Annotated in this window: 14 protein-coding genes; 8 read left to right on the forward strand and 6 right to left on the reverse strand. The window is 63.3% G+C overall.

From position 1 onward, the window contains the following. Positions 1-10: 10 nt before the first annotated feature. The 3 genes from H2509_RS14260 to H2509_RS14270 form a co-directional block, all read right to left on the reverse strand. On the reverse strand, positions 11-1,366 hold the full coding sequence (locus H2509_RS14260; protein WP_182166379.1) for a type VI secretion system-associated protein TagO: 1,356 nt from the start codon (positions 1,364-1,366) through the stop codon (positions 11-13). A 209-nt stretch (positions 1,367-1,575) separates the two neighbouring features. Further along, complete coding sequence (locus H2509_RS14265) at positions 1,576-3,981, reverse strand: methyl-accepting chemotaxis protein (protein ID WP_182166381.1); 2,406 nt, start codon at positions 3,979-3,981, stop codon at positions 1,576-1,578. Positions 3,982-4,664: 683 nt separating this feature from the next. Further along, positions 4,665-6,047 (reverse strand): L-serine ammonia-lyase, encoded by a 1,383-nt coding sequence (locus H2509_RS14270; RefSeq protein WP_182166383.1) that lies wholly within the window; start codon positions 6,045-6,047, stop codon positions 4,665-4,667. A 213-nt stretch (positions 6,048-6,260) separates the two neighbouring features. Here H2509_RS14270 and kynU point away from each other — a divergent pair, with 213 nt between their 5' ends. The 8 genes from kynU to H2509_RS14310 all read left to right on the forward strand — a co-directional run bounded on the left by kynU (position 6,261) and on the right by H2509_RS14310 (position 13,632). After that, a complete protein-coding gene (gene kynU, locus H2509_RS14275) occupies positions 6,261-7,496 on the forward strand; it encodes a kynureninase (RefSeq protein WP_182166385.1) in 1,236 nt (411 codons plus the stop codon). Beyond that, positions 7,493-8,338, forward strand: a complete 846-nt coding sequence (gene kynA / locus H2509_RS14280) for a tryptophan 2,3-dioxygenase (protein ID WP_182166387.1) — start codon at positions 7,493-7,495, stop codon at positions 8,336-8,338. The genes kynU and kynA overlap by 4 nt, the downstream gene beginning before the upstream one ends. Before the next feature lie 19 nt (positions 8,339-8,357). Then, positions 8,358-8,987, forward strand: coding sequence for an arylformamidase (kynB, locus tag H2509_RS14285; RefSeq protein WP_182166389.1), 630 nt, complete (start codon positions 8,358-8,360; stop codon positions 8,985-8,987). A 31-nt stretch (positions 8,988-9,018) separates the two neighbouring features. Then, complete coding sequence (locus H2509_RS14290; protein ID WP_182166516.1) at positions 9,019-9,789, forward strand: ABC transporter ATP-binding protein; 771 nt, start codon at positions 9,019-9,021, stop codon at positions 9,787-9,789. Next, positions 9,786-10,493 carry an ABC transporter ATP-binding protein gene (locus tag H2509_RS14295; RefSeq protein WP_182166391.1) on the forward strand — a complete coding sequence of 236 codons (708 nt, stop codon included), beginning with the start codon at positions 9,786-9,788 and terminating at the stop codon, positions 10,491-10,493. Before H2509_RS14290 ends, H2509_RS14295 begins: the two co-directional genes overlap by 4 nt. A 4-nt stretch (positions 10,494-10,497) precedes the next feature. Beyond that, entirely contained in the window at positions 10,498-11,364 is an 867-nt protein-coding gene (locus tag H2509_RS14300; protein ID WP_182166393.1) for a branched-chain amino acid ABC transporter permease, read from the forward strand. Between the two features lie 9 nt (positions 11,365-11,373). After that, complete coding sequence (locus tag H2509_RS14305) at positions 11,374-12,330, forward strand: branched-chain amino acid ABC transporter permease (RefSeq protein ID WP_182166395.1); 957 nt, start codon at positions 11,374-11,376, stop codon at positions 12,328-12,330. Positions 12,331-12,432: 102 nt separating this feature from the next. After that, on the forward strand, positions 12,433-13,632 hold the full coding sequence (locus H2509_RS14310) for an ABC transporter substrate-binding protein (RefSeq protein ID WP_182166397.1): 1,200 nt from the start codon (positions 12,433-12,435) through the stop codon (positions 13,630-13,632). A 56-nt stretch (positions 13,633-13,688) separates the two neighbouring features. Here the strand turns inward: H2509_RS14310 and rirA are convergent, their stop codons facing one another. The 3 genes from rirA to H2509_RS14325 form a co-directional block, all read right to left on the reverse strand. Beyond that, positions 13,689-14,144 carry an iron-responsive transcriptional regulator RirA gene (rirA, locus tag H2509_RS14315; protein ID WP_182166399.1) on the reverse strand — a complete coding sequence of 152 codons (456 nt, stop codon included), beginning with the start codon at positions 14,142-14,144 and terminating at the stop codon, positions 13,689-13,691. Between the two features lie 81 nt (positions 14,145-14,225). Further along, positions 14,226-15,254 carry a LacI family DNA-binding transcriptional regulator gene (locus tag H2509_RS14320; protein WP_182166401.1) on the reverse strand — a complete coding sequence of 343 codons (1,029 nt, stop codon included), beginning with the start codon at positions 15,252-15,254 and terminating at the stop codon, positions 14,226-14,228. A gap of 60 nt (positions 15,255-15,314) precedes the next feature. Then, complete coding sequence (locus H2509_RS14325) at positions 15,315-16,496, reverse strand: BaiN/RdsA family NAD(P)/FAD-dependent oxidoreductase (protein ID WP_182166403.1); 1,182 nt, start codon at positions 16,494-16,496, stop codon at positions 15,315-15,317. Between the last annotated feature and the right edge of the window lie 18 nt (positions 16,497-16,514).

Raw genomic sequence — 16,514 nt, forward strand, 5'->3', positions numbered from 1 at the left:
CCAATCGACTTCAATCCCGGGGAGTGGCCGCAGCCTTTGTCGCCTCTGCCTGCTTTTTCCCGCAGCGTTCCCAGGACGCTTCGTAACTGTAATTGGCGGTTTCGCCGTAGCACCATCCTGCGCGTTCAAGCAGGGCGTCGATTTCACTACGCCTTTCGCAGGCCTCGTCGGTTAGCGGGCTGTCGCCACTGCCGCCCCGGCATCGACCGTTCTCGTCGTACCATTGGCCAATGAGATGTTCTGGTGAGATCGCTTCGTGCTTCGAGGCGATTTCCCTCTCGCTATGGGTCGAGATCAGCCATGTATCGGTGTCAAAAATCAATAAAAATTCAGTCGCGCCGGATTGCCGTTTCTTTTGCTCGTTGTTTTCGATGTACCAGTCGACGATCCCGGAAATGGAGCAGGTTCCGATATGGCAGCTGGCAATCGTGCTGCCGTAACGCACGTGGAAGGCTCTGAGCGGCCATGCGTCGATGAATCCACCGCGATATTCGAGGAATTTATCAAGGGGGAAGCGGTTGTGATTGAAATCGACGACGGATTGCTTGTAGCGCTTCGCTATACGCTCTTTGGTAGTGCTCGCCCCTTGCGACCAATCGCTGAAGTAATCTTCAGCCGTCTGGAGGGCTTTGCTCTTCAACGCCTCCAGCGCCGTCGTCTCGGGAGTTTCGCTTGCTAGATAGTCTTCGGGGGCAGGTGGCAGCGACCAGTGGCAGGTTTGCGCCAGGCTGGCGAGAGCTTTCCTCATCCCCCGGGTATCGAAGGTGGCGGTAATCGGAACTGATTGATAGGGAACGATCTGGGCGACAAATTTGTCGTGCTGAACCATTTCCTTCAGCAGATTTCCGGCCCAACCCGGTGCAAAAACGGCGCGGTGGTCCGTTGAGAGATTCCAGAACGAATTCACTGCGGGCTTGTCGCCGATCCGATAACTGACAAGCTTTCGTGCATCATTCGGGGATGCGCCGTCATTGCCGAGATAGGTACCCCAAACAATGAAGGCTTCTGTCTTGTTGGATGAGCACCGCGCAAGAAACGAAACCTGGCTCCCCAGTACCGAAGTATGATTGTCGGTGAAAAGACTGGCGGTCACGACCTTGCTGTCGTCCAGCGGATTGGACGATTCATTGACGATCCAGTTGCCGACATTCGAATCCGGGCTTGCCGGCAGCTCCGGACTCGTTTGGCTTGCCTGCGCCGCCACGGCGTCGAAGCAGGTGATCCTTTGCAGGCTGTCGGTTATTCGCGCGCATTCCGCGATGCGCTCTTCCAGAGTTTGGGTCGGCGTCTGGGAGTATGCCGGATGGGACGGGACGATCCAGGCCAGCGCGGCCAGGCTCAAAGCGCTCTTTTTGACGAAATGCATTATCCGGAAGTCCTGCGAGCATGAATCAAAACAGCAATTACTGATAGAAAACAGCTAGCCGAAAAAAACGATAGGAGCAACGCGAGGGTGTGGCCTTCCGCGATCTTTGACTTCGCGCGGGTGCTGCATATCCCTGCTGCTGCCTGTCGAACAAAAACGCGCCGGCCCTTTTTTCAGGCCGGCGCGCTCGACATTCGGGCCGGAGGGGGTCAGGCCGCCCGGCTGTTCCCGGCCTTCTGCCTTGTATCGATAGTCACGCCCACATAGTCGTCGTTCGACCAGAGCACGGTGCCGGAGATGTCCATGTCGTGGCGGTGAAGGGTCAGCCTGGTGCCTTCGTTGAGGTTGGGAAGACCGCTGATCTTCATGCCTTTTTCGGAGAAATCGTCCAGGACCGCAGGCAGGCGCTTGCCATTGACGGTGACGGTGACCTGCTCGTTGGCGATCATGCGTTCGTTGGCGCGGCGATCCCGGGCGTCCTGCACAACGAGCTCCAGGAATCCCTGCACCGCTGCCGAGAGCTTGCTGGCCACGTCGGCCAAGGCGCCGGAGGCTGCCGCGACGTCGTCCGTGTGGGAGCGCGCCGACGTGATCGCCGTGGTGACGGCCTCGACGTTGACCGCCGCTTCCGAGCTGCCGCCCGCCGCACTCGCGATATTGCGGGTAATGTCGTTGGTGGCCGCTTCCTGCTGTTCGACGGATGCGGCAATGGCGCCGGTCACAGTCTGCACGTCGGCGATCTGGGTGACGATCTGCTTGATCGCCTCGACGGCGCGCTTGGTGGACTGCTGCACGTCGGAAATCTGCGTCGCGATCTCGTCCGTCGCCTTGGCCGTCTGGTTCGACAGTTCCTTCACTTCGGCGGCGACCACGGCAAAGCCCTTGCCGGCTTCGCCCGCCCGCGCAGCCTCGATCGTCGCGTTGAGGGCCAGCAGGTTCGTCTGCTCGGCGATCGCGCGGATCATGCCGACGACTTCGCCGATCTTCTCCGCCGTGGCCGACAGGGCGGCGACGTCCTTGTCGGTGGTCATCGCCGCATTGGTGGCGGTGCTGGTCAGGTCGCGCGCCTTGTTGGACTGGCGGGCGATTTCGCGGATCGAGGCCATGAATTCCTCCGCCGCCGCGGCCGCCGTCTGCACGTTCCGGGAAGAACTGCCGGTTGCGTCATAGGCGGCGTTCGCCGCCACCAGCGCCTTGTCCGAGATGTCGATCATCTGCCGCGCGGTGCCGTCCATCTGCGTCGTCTGGACGGAAAGGTTCTCCTGGATCGCCGCGACCGCGATCTTGAACTCGGCAATCAGCTTTTCCATCTTCTGCTGTCGCATCGCCTCGATGTCGCGGGAATGCTTGGCGGCTTGTTCCAGCTGCCTGCGGGCGCGCGCATTGTCGAGGAACACCTGCACGGCGCGGGACATGTCGCCGATCTCGTCGCCGCGCGTGCTGTCCTTCAGGTCAATGCGCGTATCGCCGCCGGCGAGCCGCCTCATCGCATCGACGAGCCGTCCGATCGGCCGGGTCAGGCCAAGTGCGACACCAAGGCCGCCGGCGACCGCAACCGCCAGCGCGACAAGGCCGGCGATCAGCATGGCCTTCAGCAGGTGCCGGAGCGGCTCCTCGATCTCGTCGACTTCCTTCACGGCGGAAACGGCCCATCTCGTGCCTTCGTAGACCAGAGGCACCGTGGCCTCGACCATCTCCGCATCGCGATAGTCGTCACGGATGCTCAGCGTAGCCTGTCCGGAAAGAGCGGCCTTCAGGCTGTCGCCGTCGAGGCTCTTCGACAGGATGTCGTTTTCGCCGGTGAAGCGGGAATCGTTGCGCATCAGCCCGTCGGCGCCCACGATCAGCGTTTCGCCGGTCCTGCCGAGACCTTCCTGCCGTGACATCAGCGTGTTGATGCGGTCGATCGGCATCTGATAGGCGATGACGCCCAGCTTCACGCCGTCGTGCACGATGGGCATCGACATGAAGGCGGCAGGCGCTCCGTGACTTGGCGCGTAGGGCTTGAAATCGAAGAAGTGAACGGCGCCCTTCGGTCCTTCCATCGCGGCGCGGAAGGCATGGCCGAGATCGGTCGCCGCCCACTCGCCGCCGGGCCTGAAACTGGTCGCGAAATCCTCTTCCTTGAAGACCGTGTAGACGAGATCGCCCGCGGCATTGAACAGGAAGATGTCGTAGTAGCCGTGCTCTTCCAGCATTTCGCGGAACCAGGGGTGGTAGGTGCCGTGCGCGGTGTCGTAGGCCGTGCCGGCAAGGCCCTTGTCCAGCTTGTGCTTCTCTCCGAGCGGGTTCGGATTGTCCTGGATATAGGCGGTCTTGAGTGCCCTGGTCCGGTCGCCGGGAATTTCCTGCCAGGCAAGGTCGAATTCCGCGAGTGCCTTTGACGTGAAGGGCAGGTTGGAAATGATCTTGAGATCTTCGCGAATGGAGTTCAGGTAAGCCTTCAGATCCGCCGCCCGGCTCTCCGCGATCGTTTGCAGTTCCCTTTCGGAAACCAGCCGGATCTCGTTCGCCGCGGCAAGGTAGCTGACGACGCCTATGCTCGAACCGACGATAAAGGCGGAGCTTACGATTGCGAGGGGAATTTTGACCTGGATTGAAAGCCTGTTCAGCACAGCGATTCCTCCGCGTGTTTTGGCGGATGATCGGTGCAATTTATTAAATAAACTCTAAGTCAGATTCCGGTATGATATTATATACTTGCACATGAAATCGAAAATCCTCTACGTAAAATAACTGATATCTCATATATTGCATTAATATATAATGTATTAAATAAATAATATCTTGGATATCTCATTTTGTTTCTTGTTTTTATATCTGAGGCCGAAATCCATCGCGCCGAATTGAAGCATTCATTCGATTACGGTCGGCGAAAGATTTAAGCAGAACTTTCTTGAGCCGCCCGCGGCTTGCGACCGTGTAGGCATTTTTTACTTGGATGGATATTCGTGCAGCAGATTTGATACTTGCACTGTCATCGCAGCGATTTTCATCGGCCTGTTCGATGCGATAGTGGCCGGCAAGGCTCCTAGGGTCAGGACTCATTAATTGGGCTGAAATGGTCGGAGCGGATTTGTGCGGATACGAGGAGCAAGCCCACAGTAAGGCTAAAGCCTTGCAAGGGTTTGCGACAAAGTAGCCCGTGCGGATCCGCCCGATCCAAAGGACGATCGAGCTGACTTCGAGCTGCCGCGTCAAAGCCCTCGACCGGGGGAATAACCCCCGCTCTTCCAGCTTTTCCTTCCATCTCTCGTCATCTCGAACGCCATTCCAGTCAAATTAATGAGTCCTGACCCTAGCATTCCACCACATTGACCGCGAGCCCGCCCTTCGACGTCTCCTTGTACTTGTCGGTCATGTCGAGGCCGGTCTGGCGCATGGTCTCGATGCAGCTGTCCAGCGGCACGAAATGGGTTCCGTCGCCGCGAAGCGCCAGCGAGGCGGCCGTCACCGCCTTGACGGCGCCGAGTGCATTGCGCTCGATGCAGGGCACCTGCACCAGCCCGCCGACCGGATCGCAGGTCATGCCGAGGTGGTGTTCGAGGGCGATTTCCGCCGCATTCTCGATCTGCTCGTTGCTGCCGCCGAGGGCCGCGCAAAGGCCGGCGGCGGCCATGGCCGAGGCTGAGCCGACCTCGCCCTGGCAGCCGACCTCCGCGCCCGATATCGAGGCATTGGCCTTGATGATCCCGCCGATCGCGGCGGCCGTCAGCAGGAAGGTCCGGATACCGGTCTGGTTGCAGTCCGGGCAATGGCTGAGATAATAGCGGATCACCGCCGGCACGACGCCGGCCGCGCCGTTGGTGGGGGCGGTGACGATGCGCCCGCCGGCAGCGTTCTCCTCGTTCACCGCCATGGCATAGACGGCAAGCCAGTCCATCACCGTGTGCTCGAAGGCGCGGTTCTTGCCGGCCTCGGCCTGCAGCTTCTTGTGGATCGCCGAGGCGCGCCGCTTCACCTTCAGCCCGCCAGGCAACTGGCCCTCGACCGAGAGGCCGCGACGGATGCAACTGTCCATGGCCTCCCAGATCGCATCGACACCGGCGTCGATGTCGCGGGCTGGATGGCGCAGCTCCTCATTCGCCCGCTTCATCTCGGCGACCGACTTGCCGCTGTCGCGGCCCATGGCCAGCATTTCCCTGGCATTGCGAAACGGGAAGGGGACGGTCTCCTCCTCCGCCACGCCGAAGCCGCCGTCCTTTTCGGCAAGCTCCGCTTCCGTCAGCACGAAGCCACCGCCGATCGAATAATAGGTCTCCTCGGCCAGCGGCCGGCCTTCGCCGTCATAGGCGCGCAGGATCAGGCCGTTGGCGTGCCCTGCCAGCGGCGGGCCGTAGTCGAAGAGCAGGTCGGCCTGCGGATCGAAGGCGATCCGGCCCACGCCTTCGACGGCGAGGATTTTCGTGTCGGAGAGCGCGGTCAGGTCTTCTTCCGCGCGGTCCGGGTCGATCGTCGCCGGCAGGTGGCCAAGCAGGCCCAAAAGCACGGCCCGGTCGGTCGCGTGGCCCTTGCCGGTGAAGGCCAGCGAACCGTGCAGCGAAACGATGATGCGCTTTGCCGGCACATGATTATCGCGCAGCAGAGCGAGGAAGCGGCCGGCCGCCACCATCGGCCCCATCGTGTGCGAAGACGACGGACCGATCCCGATCTTGAAAATATCGAACACGCTGATGAACAAGGTTTCCTCCCGGCGAATTCGCATCGCCCGGCGCGACTATGCCTTGCGCCGCGCCCACCGTCATCAGCGCGCTTGCCAGATGACGCAAACGGGAAAATCCGTGTCGCTTGCTCTCTACGTCGGATCCCCGCGCCGGTCTCTGTTGCCTGTAGAGCGACCTCGCCGCACTTGATACAGTCCGCGGCAGCATGATTGCAGGGGAGTCGGCAGCGCATGAGGCAAGGTGCAGGTTTGGATGTCGCGGCGCTCGACCGCGACGATCCGCTGAGGCACAAGCGCGAGGCCTTCGATATTCCGGACGGGGTGATCTATCTGGACGGCAACTCGCTTGGGCCCCTGCCGAAGGCGGTTGCGCCACGCATTGCGGAAGTGGTGGCGAAGGAGTGGGGCAAAAGCCTCATTCGCGGCTGGAACGATCATGACTGGATCGACCTTCCTGCCCGCGTCGGCGGCAAGGTTGCCCGTCTGATCGGTGCGGAGCCGGGAACGGTGGTCGCGACCGACTCCACGTCCGTCAATCTTTTCAAGGTTCTGGCGGCAGCCTTGCAGCTGCGGCCGGACCGCAGGGTGATCCTGTCCGACAGCGGCAATTTCCCGACCGACCTCTATATGGCGCAAGGTCTGCGCGACCTGCTCGACAGGGGGCACGAGTTGCGGGTCGTCGCGCCGGAAGACGTGGAGGCGGCGATAGACGAGACCGTGGCCGTCGTGATGCTGACGGAGGTCGATTACCGGACCGGCCGGCGCCACGACATGGCGACACTCACGGCGAAGGCGCATTCCGCCGGCAGCCTGGCGATCTGGGACCTTGCCCATTCCGCCGGCGCGCTTCCGGTCGATCTTCAGGGCGCGGGGGCCGATTTCGCCGTCGGTTGCGGCTACAAGTACCTGAATGGCGGGCCGGGCGCCCCGGCATTCCTTTATGTCGCGCCGAAGCATCAAGGCAGCGTCACGCCGCCCTTGTCCGGCTGGATGGGGCATGCGGCACCCTTCGCCTTCGATCTCGACTACCGGCCGGCCGCAGGCGTCGACCGCATGCGGGTCGGCACGCCGCCGGTCCTGTCGCTTGCCGCGCTGGACGCCGCTCTCGACGTCTTCGCCGATGTCGACATGGAGGCGGTCAGGGCGAAGTCGATCAGCCTCTGCAGGCTCTTCATCGCAGAGGTGGAGGCGCGCGCGCCGGATCTCGTCTTCACCGGCCCCCACGATTTCACCGGGCGTGGCAGCCAGGTGTCGTTTTCCTGCGCTTACGGCTATCCTTTGATGCAGGCGCTGATCGATCGGGGCGTGATCGGCGATTTCCGGGCTCCCGACATCGTCCGCTTCGGCTTTACGCCGCTCTACCTTTCTCATGCGGACGTGTTGCGAGCGGCGGAAATCCTGGGCGAAATCGTTGCCGCGAAAGCCTGGGACCAGGAGAAGTATCACAGGAGGGCGAAGGTCACATGAGCGGGCCGCTTACGCCTTATGATCCGCAGGACGACGGTGCCGAGATGGCTTTCGACGGCCGCATGTCCTACGGCGATTATCTCGCCCTCGACCGATTGCTGGGCGCGCAGGTGCCGATCTCGTCGGCGCATGACGAGATGCTGTTCATCATCCAGCATCAGACTTCCGAATTGTGGATGAAGCTTGCCATCCATGAACTGATCGCCGCCCGCGCCAGGATCGCCGCCGACGACCTTGAGCCGGCCTTCAAGATGCTGACCCGGATCGCGCGCATATTCGAGCAGCTGAACTCCGCCTGGCAGGTGCTGCGCACCATGACGCCGTCCGAGTATTCCGAGTTTCGCGACCGGCTGGGCCAGTCTTCCGGCTTCCAGTCCTATCAGTACCGGGCGATCGAATTCCTCGCCGGCAACAAGAATGCCGCCATGCTTCGCCCGCACGCTCACCTCAAGGACGTGCACGGCGAGCTTGAACGCATCCTGCGCGAGCCGAGCCTTTATGACGAGGCGGTGCGGCTTTTGGCGCGCAGGGGCTTTGCCGTCGATCAGGCGGTGCTGAAGCGGGACGTCACCCGGCCGCACGCGCAGGACGAGAGCGTGCGACAGGCCTGGATCGAGGTCTATCGCGATCCTGTCCGGTACTGGCAACTCTACGAACTCGCCGAGAAACTGGTCGATTTCGAGGACTATTTCCGCCGCTGGCGCTTCAATCACGTCACGACCGTGGAACGGGTGATCGGCTTCAAGCGCGGGACGGGCGGGACGTCGGGCGTCACCTATCTCAAGCGCATGCTCGACGTGGTGCTGTTTCCCGAACTCTGGTCGCTGCGGGCGGATCTTTGAACGCGCTTCAGGAGCAATGATGAGCCGTTTCATCGACATCACGCCGCCGGTCAGGACCGGCATGGCGGTCTTCCCGGGCGACGAGCCCTATGCGCGCAGGGATACGTTCAAGATCGGCCCCGGCTGCCCGGTCAATGTGGCGTCCTTCGCCATGTCAGCCCATTGCGGCGCCCATGCGGACGCGCCGTTGCACTATAGCGAGGATGGCGCCGCCATCGACAAGCTGCCGGTGGAAGACTTCATAGGGCCGGCGCGGCTGATCGATGCGCGGGGCGAAGGCCCGCTGCTGATGCCGGGGGATATCGAGGGCCGGCTCGCGGGGACGCCGCCGCGCGTGCTGCTGCGGCTGGAGGACCGTCTCGATCCGATGGCGTGGCGGGATGACTTTCGGGCGCTGGCGCCGCAAACGGTCACAATGCTTCACGATTTCGGCGTGAAGCTGGTCGGTGTCGATGTGCCGTCGGTGGATCCGGCGACGTCGAAGGACCTGCCGTCGCATATGGCATTCCTGCGTCATGACATGCGAATTCTTGAAAACCTCGCCCTGCACCTTGCGGAAGCCGGCGATTATGAGTTGATTGCGCTGCCCTTGAAGCTGGAGGGTCTCGATGCCGCGCCCGTCAGGGCGGTGCTGCGCAAGCAGGATTGAAAAAAGACTATCTGGGGAGGGGGATGCCGTGTTGCTTGAGGTGGACAGCCTCGTGATGGATTTTGGCGGTTTTCGCGCCGTCGACCGCTGCTCGCTCAAGGTGGAGGAGGGAACGATCACCGGTCTGATCGGCCCGAATGGCGCAGGCAAGACCACGCTCTTCAACATCATCGCCGGGGCGCTGTTTCCCACAAGCGGGCATGTGCGCTATCGCGGCGAGGACATTACCGGGCTTGCCAGCGACCGGCGCTTTCACAAAGGCCTGGTGCGCACCTTCCAGATCCCGCACGAGTTCCATCGGCTGACGGTGCTTGAAAACCTGATGATGGTGCCGCCGCAACAGGCCGGCGAAAGCCTGTTCGCCAACTGGTTCCAGTGGAGACGGGTGAAGGGCGTCGAGGCGCAAACCGAGCGGCGGGCGCACGAGACCCTTCGCTTCCTCGAACTTTCCCATCTCGCGCAGGAGCGCGCCGGCAATCTCTCGGGCGGCCAGAAGAAGCTGCTCGAGCTTGGCCGCACGATGATGACGGACGCAAAGCTCGTGCTGCTCGACGAGCCGGCCGCCGGCGTCAATCGCACATTGCTGAGAAAGCTCGAGGAAAAGATCGCCACGCTGCACCGCGAGCGCGGCTACACCTTCATCCTCATCGAGCACGACATGGAAATGATCGAAAAGCTTTGCGACCCGGTGATCTGCATGGCCGAGGGCCGGGTGCTCGTGGAGGGCGATTTCGCCCATGTCCGCTCCGATCCGCGCGTGCTTGAAGCCTATCTCGGCGAAACGACGGGCGAGGCCGCATGAGCGCCCTGCTGGCAATGGACAAGGTGCGCGGCGGTTACGGCGACGCCGATATCCTGCTGGGCGTATCGCTCGTCGTCGCGCCCAGGGAAATCGTCGTGATCGTCGGCCCGAACGGCGCCGGCAAGTCGACGGCGATGAAGGCGGTCTTCGGGCTGCTCAAGGTGCGGGGCGGCTCGATCCTGGTCGAAGGGCGCGACATCACCGGCCTTGCGACCAACCGGATCGTCGAGGCCGGCGTCTGCTACGTGCCGCAGGTGGACAACGTCTTTCGCGAAATGACCGTGCACGAGAACCTGGAAATGGGCGCTTTCCTGCGCAAGGGCGACCTTTCGGCCGCCTATGACCGGGTCTACGCGCTCTTTCCGGACCTGAAGGAGCGGCAGAAGGCACTGGCCGGCAATCTTTCCGGCGGCCAGCGGCAGATGGTGGCCATGGGCCGTGCCTTGATGCTGGAGCCGAAGATCCTGCTTCTGGACGAGCCGACCGCCGGCCTTTCGCCGAAATACATGGAGCAGATCTTCCAGATCTGCCGGGACGTGCGCGACAGCGGCGTTGCCATCCTGCTGGTCGAGCAGCACGCAAAGCAGGCGCTCGCCTTTGCCGACCGCGGCTACGTGCTGGCACAGGGTGCCAACCGCCACGAAGGCACGGGTGCCGAACTTCTGGCCGACCGCGAGGTCGCCGAAATGTTTCTGGGCGGGTAGGTTCATGCTCGATCTCATCAATTTCTACCTCGTCCCCGGCATTGTCCTCGGCTCGATCTACGCGCTTGGCGCCGTCGGCATCACGCTCGTCTTCGCCATCCTGCGCTATGCGCATCTGGCCCATGGCGATCTTGCCACGCTGGGCGCGTTCCTGGCGCTCGCTGTGGTGAGCGCGATCGGCCTGCCGGTCTATGCAGCCTTGCCCGTGGCGATGATCGTCACGGCAGGTGTCGCCGTCGGCGTGGACCGCCTGTTCTACGACTACCTGCGGGAGCGGCCGAAGATCGTCACCGTCATGGCCTCGCTCGGCGTCGCGCTGATGATCCGTTCGCTGGTGCAGGTGATCTGGGGCGTCGATGCGGAGTCCTACACGCGCGGCATCTCGCGGCCGGAGAACTGGTGGGGCATCCGCTTGAAGGACCGGGAGATCGCCACCGTTGCGGTGATGATCGGCCTCGTGCTGGCGCTGCAACTGTTCCTGCTGCGCACCAAATGGGGCAAGGCGATGCGGGCCATGTCCGACAATCCGGACCTGGCGCTGCTTTCGGGCATCGACAACCGCAAGGTCGTCACGCTCACCTGGATCATCGTCGGGGGACTGTGCGCGGCATCCGGCTACTTCCTCGGGCTCAACACGGAGCTGAAATCGCTGATGGGCTGGCAGATGCTGCTGCCGATGTTCGCCGCCGCCATTCTCGGCGGCGTCGGGCGCATCGAGGGCGCGGTCATCGGCGGCCTTGTCGTCGGCATCGCCGAGGAACTCTCGGTCCTCGTGCTGCCGAGCGAATACAAGGCGGCGATGGCCTTCGCCATCCTGCTCGTCATGCTCTTGGTGCGGCCGACCGGGCTGCTCAGGGGCAAGGTGCTTTAGGAGACGGCAATGGAGTGGATCGGGCTTCTGAACTACGCCGTCTTCATGGCGATATTCATCGGCATCTATGCCCTGCTGGCGATCGGCCTGAACATCCAGTGGGGCTTCACCGGGCTTTTCAATGCGGGCATCGCCGGCTTCTTCGCGGTCGGCGCCTATGTTTCGGCAATCCTGACCTCGCCCTATGCCGAAGGGCGCATCGGCGGGTTCGAAATGCCGGTGGTGATCGGTTGGCTGGGGGCGATGGTGGCTGCCGGGGCGATTGCATGGCCCATCGGTAAGGTCTGCCTGCGCTTTCGTTCCGACTACCTTGCGATTGCGACAATAGGTGTTGCCGAGATCATCCGCCTCGTCATCAAGTCGGAGGACTGGCTGACCAATTCGGCGCGCGGCATTACGGATATCCCGCGGCCCTTCGGCGATCTTCCCTACGTGCAGTCGCAGCTTGCCTATCTGGCGATCGTCGCGGCGGTGCTGCTGGCCGCCTATCTGCTGGTCGAACGGCAGATCGCTTCGCCCTGGGGGCGCATGATGCGGGCGATCCGCGACAACGAGACCGCGGCCAGGGCGATGGGCAAGGACGTGCCGTTCCGGCGGCTTGAAGCCTTTGTCTTCGGCGCGGCGCTGATGGGGCTGGGCGGTGCGCTCTTCGCGCATTTGAACCGTGCGATCACGCCGGAGGCGATCGATCCGATGGTCGCCACCTTCCTCGTCTGGATCATGCTGATCCTCGGCGGCTCGGGCAACAATCGCGGCGCGATCCTTGGCGTGGCGGTCGTGTGGATCATCTGGTCCATGTCCGAGATCCTGACCGACCGCCTGCCGGCGGAAATGGCGGTGAAGGCGAAATATATCCGTGTCTTCCTGATCGGGCTGATGCTGCAGCTGGTGTTGCGCTTCCGTCCCGAAGGCATACTCCCCGAGCGCCAGCGGGAGGCTGAAATCTCAACAGATTCCGCTAAGTAAGATCTTGAGCGCATCGGGCTTCCGGCTAAGACTGCGCCGGGAATTGCAGTCACAAGGCGGCGGGAGCGAGGTCCTGCCGCGAAGAAGGGTGGAGGATTGAAAATGAGGAAATCCAGTCTGGCCTTTGTCGGCGTCCTGCTCGGCGCGACGGCGTTGGCCCATCCGGCGAGCGCCGACGTGAAGATTGGCTTGCTCGGCGGCGTTTCCGGCCCGATCGCGGCCATGGCCCCGGCGATGATCGATGCCGCCCAGCTCGCGATCCAGCAGGTGAACGAACAGGGCGGCCTCCTTGCCGGCGAGAACCTCGTCGGCGTCGTCGGCGACAGCGGCTGCAATCCGCAAAACGCCACCGATGCCGCCACCAAGGCCGTGAACATCGAGGGCATTTCGGCGATGGTCGGCCCGCATTGCTCCGGCGCCGTGCTTGCGGCCGCCAATTCGGTCACGATCCCGGCCGGCATCACCATGATCACGCCGTCGGGCACTTCGCCGGAAATTAGCAAGCTTGCGGACAAGGACACCGTGTTCCGCACGGTTCCGTCCGACGACTATCAGGGCCGAGCCCTGGCTCGCACGCTGCTTGAGCGTGGCACCGGGAAGGTCGCCGTCGCCTATCTCAACAACGATTACGGCAAGGGTCTCGCCGAAGCCTTCAAGGCGGAATTCGAGGAAAAGGGCGGCGAGATCGCCGGCTTTGCGGCGCATGAGGACGGCAAGGCGTCCTATCGCTCGAACCTTGCCGAGCTTGCGGATGGCGGCGCCGACACGCTCGTCCTCTTCGATTATGGCGACGGCACCGGACTGACGATCCTGCGTCAGGCGCTGGAGAACGGCTTCTTCGAGACCTTCATCGGCGGCGACGGCATGAAGTCGGATGCGCCAATCCGAGAACTCGGTGCGGAGAACCTCGGCACCTTCTATGCCTCCTCGCCGGTGGGCGAGCAGTCGGCTGGGCTGGAAGCGTTCAACGCGGCCTTCAAGGCAATTGGCGGCGATCCGAACGCCATCTTCGTCACCACCTCCTACGATGCCACGTTCCTTGCCGCACTGGCGCTGGAAAAGGCCGGTGGCGACAAGGCCAAGGTGCATGAGGCGCTGCGCGAGGTTTCCAACGGCGAAGGCGAGGCGATCCTGCCCGGCGAATGGAAGAAGGCCAAGGAGCTGATCGCGGCCGGCACGGCTATCGATTACAAGGGTGCGGCCGGCGACCATAATTTCGACGCCAACGGCGATGTGCCCGGTACCTATGCGCTCTGGCGCGTCGAGGGCGACACCTTCGCCGTCGAGACCGAAATGAAGTGATTTGAGCGGACGTGGTTCCGGCCGGGCAACATTGTCCGGCCGGGATCGCCGATCTTTCAGGCGAAGGCGCCGACCGGCTCGTCCATCTGCAGCAGGACGCGGATATTGGAGCGGTCCGCCGCCAGTTCCGCGATCGTGTGTTGGTCCAGCACGCTCATGAAGGCTTCCAGCGCCTCATGCAGCAGGCCGTTGAAACCGCAGGACGGGATCAGCGGGCAATCCCGGCGGCCGGAATTGAAGCATTCGGCCAGCTGGAAATTTTCTTCCGCGGCACGAACCACTTCGCCGACCGTGATGCGTTCTGCCGGCCGGGCAAGCGTGATGCCGCCGTTGCGGCCGCGAGTGGTCGTCACCAGGCCGGCATCGACCAGCACCTTCATGATCTTGAAGAGATGCGTTTCCGACATACCGAAGCTTGCGGCAATGTCGGGCACCTTGCTTGGCCGATCCGGATTCGCGGCACAATACATGAGCGTACGTACTGCGTAGTTGGTTTGCTGAGTGAGGCGCATGGCCCTACATATGCTGCCCCGCGCCGGCCGCGTCAACGCGCATGATGCGGGAGGCCCGGCAAAACCCGGTATCTTCAAGGCTCAGGGCAGGTTCTCGCGGATATAGATCTCGATGCGGATGCGCTCCTGCCCCTCGACGATGGGCGCCTTGTCGACGAGTGCCTTGAGCACGCGCACCGCACTGCGAATCTCGTGACCCGGATCCTGGCAGATCAGCGCGTCGAGCAGGCCCGCGCTCAGTGCCTGACGGGCATGGGGCGTCAGTTCGTGGACGATGGTCACCGGCTTGGTCCCGGCCGGCCACGCCTCGAGGGCCGCGATCAGGCCGCGCGTGCCGGAGCCCACATTGTAAAGGCCGACGAGATCGCTGTTCTTCCTGAGCAGATCGGTGGCGGCCTCGCGGGTCAGCACGTCGTCGTCGCGCCCTTCGCGGATCGGCAGGACTTCCAGGTGAGGAAAATCGGCGGCGAGCACCGAGCGGCAGCCTTCCACGCGCTGGGCGTGGTCGGTCAGCGCCAGCGTGCCGCAGATGAGCGCCACCTTGCCGGGGGCTTCCGGCAGGAAGCGGCCGATCAGGCGGCCGGCGACACGGCCCGCCGCCACGTTGTCGATGCCCACGAAATGCTCGCGGCCGCGCGTTGCGACGTCCGAGATGAGGGTGACGACATGCACGCCGCGATCGGCGAGGGCATCGATTGCCGCACGCACGACGGGCGCATCCTGCGCAACGATGGCGACACCTTCGATCTCCGCCGGGTTCACCTGCGAAAGGGCCAGGGAAAGGGCGGCCTTGTCGAAGGTATCGACATGGCGCACGGAAAGGCGCACGCGGTCCATGAACACCCGTTCGGCCGTCTCGTGCGCCTCGCGGGCAAGCTGCTGCATGAAAGGGTTCCGGCCCTCGGGCAACAGGAACAGGAAGCGGTCGCTGCGCTTCTTGGCAAGGCTTGCGGCATAGGGGTCGGGCTTGTAGTTCAATTCGCGTGCGGCGGCCTCGACCTTGGCGATCGTCTGCGGCCGGACGCCCGGCCTGCGGTTCAGCACGCGGTCTACGGTGGCGAGGCTGACGCCGGCGCGCGCCGCCACATCGTGGATCGTGGTCTTGGTCATGAACCGCCCGTCTTCATGCGTGCCTAACCGCGTATTGCCGGCGGCGGCCGGTTGCCGTCCTCAGGCAAACTGCCCCGCCGCGTGGCCGGATGCCCAGGCCCACTGGAAATTGTAGCCGCCAAGGTGCCCCGTGACATCAACCACTTCACCAATGAAGTAAAGACCGGATACCCGCCTCGTTTCCATCGTTTTAGATGACAATTCGTCGGTATCGATGCCGCCGAGCGTCACTTCCGCCGTTCGGTAGCCTTCACTGCCGACCGGTTTGACGATCCAGCGCGCGATCGCGTCGGCGGCTTTCGCCAGCGCCTTGTCGGACTGGTCGGCGAGGCGCCCGCCGAGGCCGTGCAGTTCCGCAACGAATTGCGCCAGCCGCTTGGGAAGCAGGTCGGCGAGTGCCGTGCGCAGATCCTGTCTCGGCTGTTCCTTGCGCACAACTTTCAGGCGGTCGAGGACGTTCTCATCCGGCGAAAGATTGACGGTGATGGTGTCGCCCGGCTGCCAGTAGGAAGAAATCTGCAGCACGGAGGGGCCGGAAAGGCCCCGATGGGTGAAAAGCAGGCCTTCGCGAAAGCGCGTCTTGCCATGCGAAACCACGGCGTCGACCGAAATGCCGGCAAGATGCTTCGTCCTGTCCCGCAAGGCCTCATCGAAGGTCAGGGGAACGAGGGCCGGGCGCGGGGAGATGACCTTCAACCCGAAGCGCCTCGCCACGTCGTAGCCGAAACCCGTGGCGCCGATCTTCGGGATGGAAGGGCCGCCGGTCGCAATGACGAGGGAGGTCGCCCGGCAAGGTCCCGTTGAAGTCTCCACCAGAAAGCGGTCGTCGGGCTTTGAAATGTCGGAGACGGCCGTCGCGAGGCTGAAACGGACCCGTGCACGCTCCGCCTCGCCAAGCAGGAGATCGATGATGGCTTGCGAGCGATCGTCGCAGAAGAGTTGGCCGAGCGTTTTTTCGTGCCAGGCGATGCGGTGGCTTTCGACCAGTTTCAGGAAATCGGCGGGCGTGTAGCGCTTGAGGGCGGAGACCGCAAATCGCGGGTTGGCAGACAGGAAATTGACCGGCGAGCAATGGATGTTGGTGAAGTTGCAGCGCCCGCCGCCGGAGATGCGGATCTTCTCGGCCGGCCTGCGTGCGTGGTCGATAACGAGGACGCTGCGGCCGCGCTTGCCTGCTTCTATGGCGCACATCAGGCCGGCGGCGCCGGCGCCGAGGATCAGAACGTCGACCGTCTGCGACATGAATGCGTTGCTTCAGGA

This window comes from Stappia albiluteola (assembly GCF_014050225.1).
GTDB classification, from domain to species: Bacteria; Pseudomonadota; Alphaproteobacteria; order Rhizobiales; family Stappiaceae; genus Hongsoonwoonella; species Hongsoonwoonella albiluteola.

What these genes read in the sequence shown, in the direction of transcription:
- kynU (WP_182166385.1), top strand. Translation starts at nt 6,261, where the DNA reads ATGAGGCAAGGTGCAGGTTTGGATGTCGCGGCGCTCGACCGCGACGAT.
- H2509_RS14295 (WP_182166391.1), top strand. Translation starts at nt 9,786, where the DNA reads ATGAGCGCCCTGCTGGCAATGGACAAGGTGCGCGGCGGTTACGGCGAC.
- H2509_RS14320 (WP_182166401.1), bottom strand. Translation starts at nt 15,254, where the DNA reads ATGACCAAGACCACGATCCACGATGTGGCGGCGCGCGCCGGCGTCAGC.
- rirA (WP_182166399.1), bottom strand. Translation starts at nt 14,144, where the DNA reads ATGCGCCTCACTCAGCAAACCAACTACGCAGTACGTACGCTCATGTAT.
- kynA (WP_182166387.1), top strand. Translation starts at nt 7,493, where the DNA reads ATGAGCGGGCCGCTTACGCCTTATGATCCGCAGGACGACGGTGCCGAG.
- kynB (WP_182166389.1), top strand. Translation starts at nt 8,358, where the DNA reads ATGAGCCGTTTCATCGACATCACGCCGCCGGTCAGGACCGGCATGGCG.
- H2509_RS14305 (WP_182166395.1), top strand. Translation starts at nt 11,374, where the DNA reads ATGGAGTGGATCGGGCTTCTGAACTACGCCGTCTTCATGGCGATATTC.
- H2509_RS14325 (WP_182166403.1), bottom strand. Translation starts at nt 16,496, where the DNA reads ATGTCGCAGACGGTCGACGTTCTGATCCTCGGCGCCGGCGCCGCCGGC.
- H2509_RS14310 (WP_182166397.1), top strand. Translation starts at nt 12,433, where the DNA reads ATGAGGAAATCCAGTCTGGCCTTTGTCGGCGTCCTGCTCGGCGCGACG.
- H2509_RS14300 (WP_182166393.1), top strand. Translation starts at nt 10,498, where the DNA reads ATGCTCGATCTCATCAATTTCTACCTCGTCCCCGGCATTGTCCTCGGC.
- H2509_RS14260 (WP_182166379.1), bottom strand. Translation starts at nt 1,366, where the DNA reads ATGCATTTCGTCAAAAAGAGCGCTTTGAGCCTGGCCGCGCTGGCCTGG.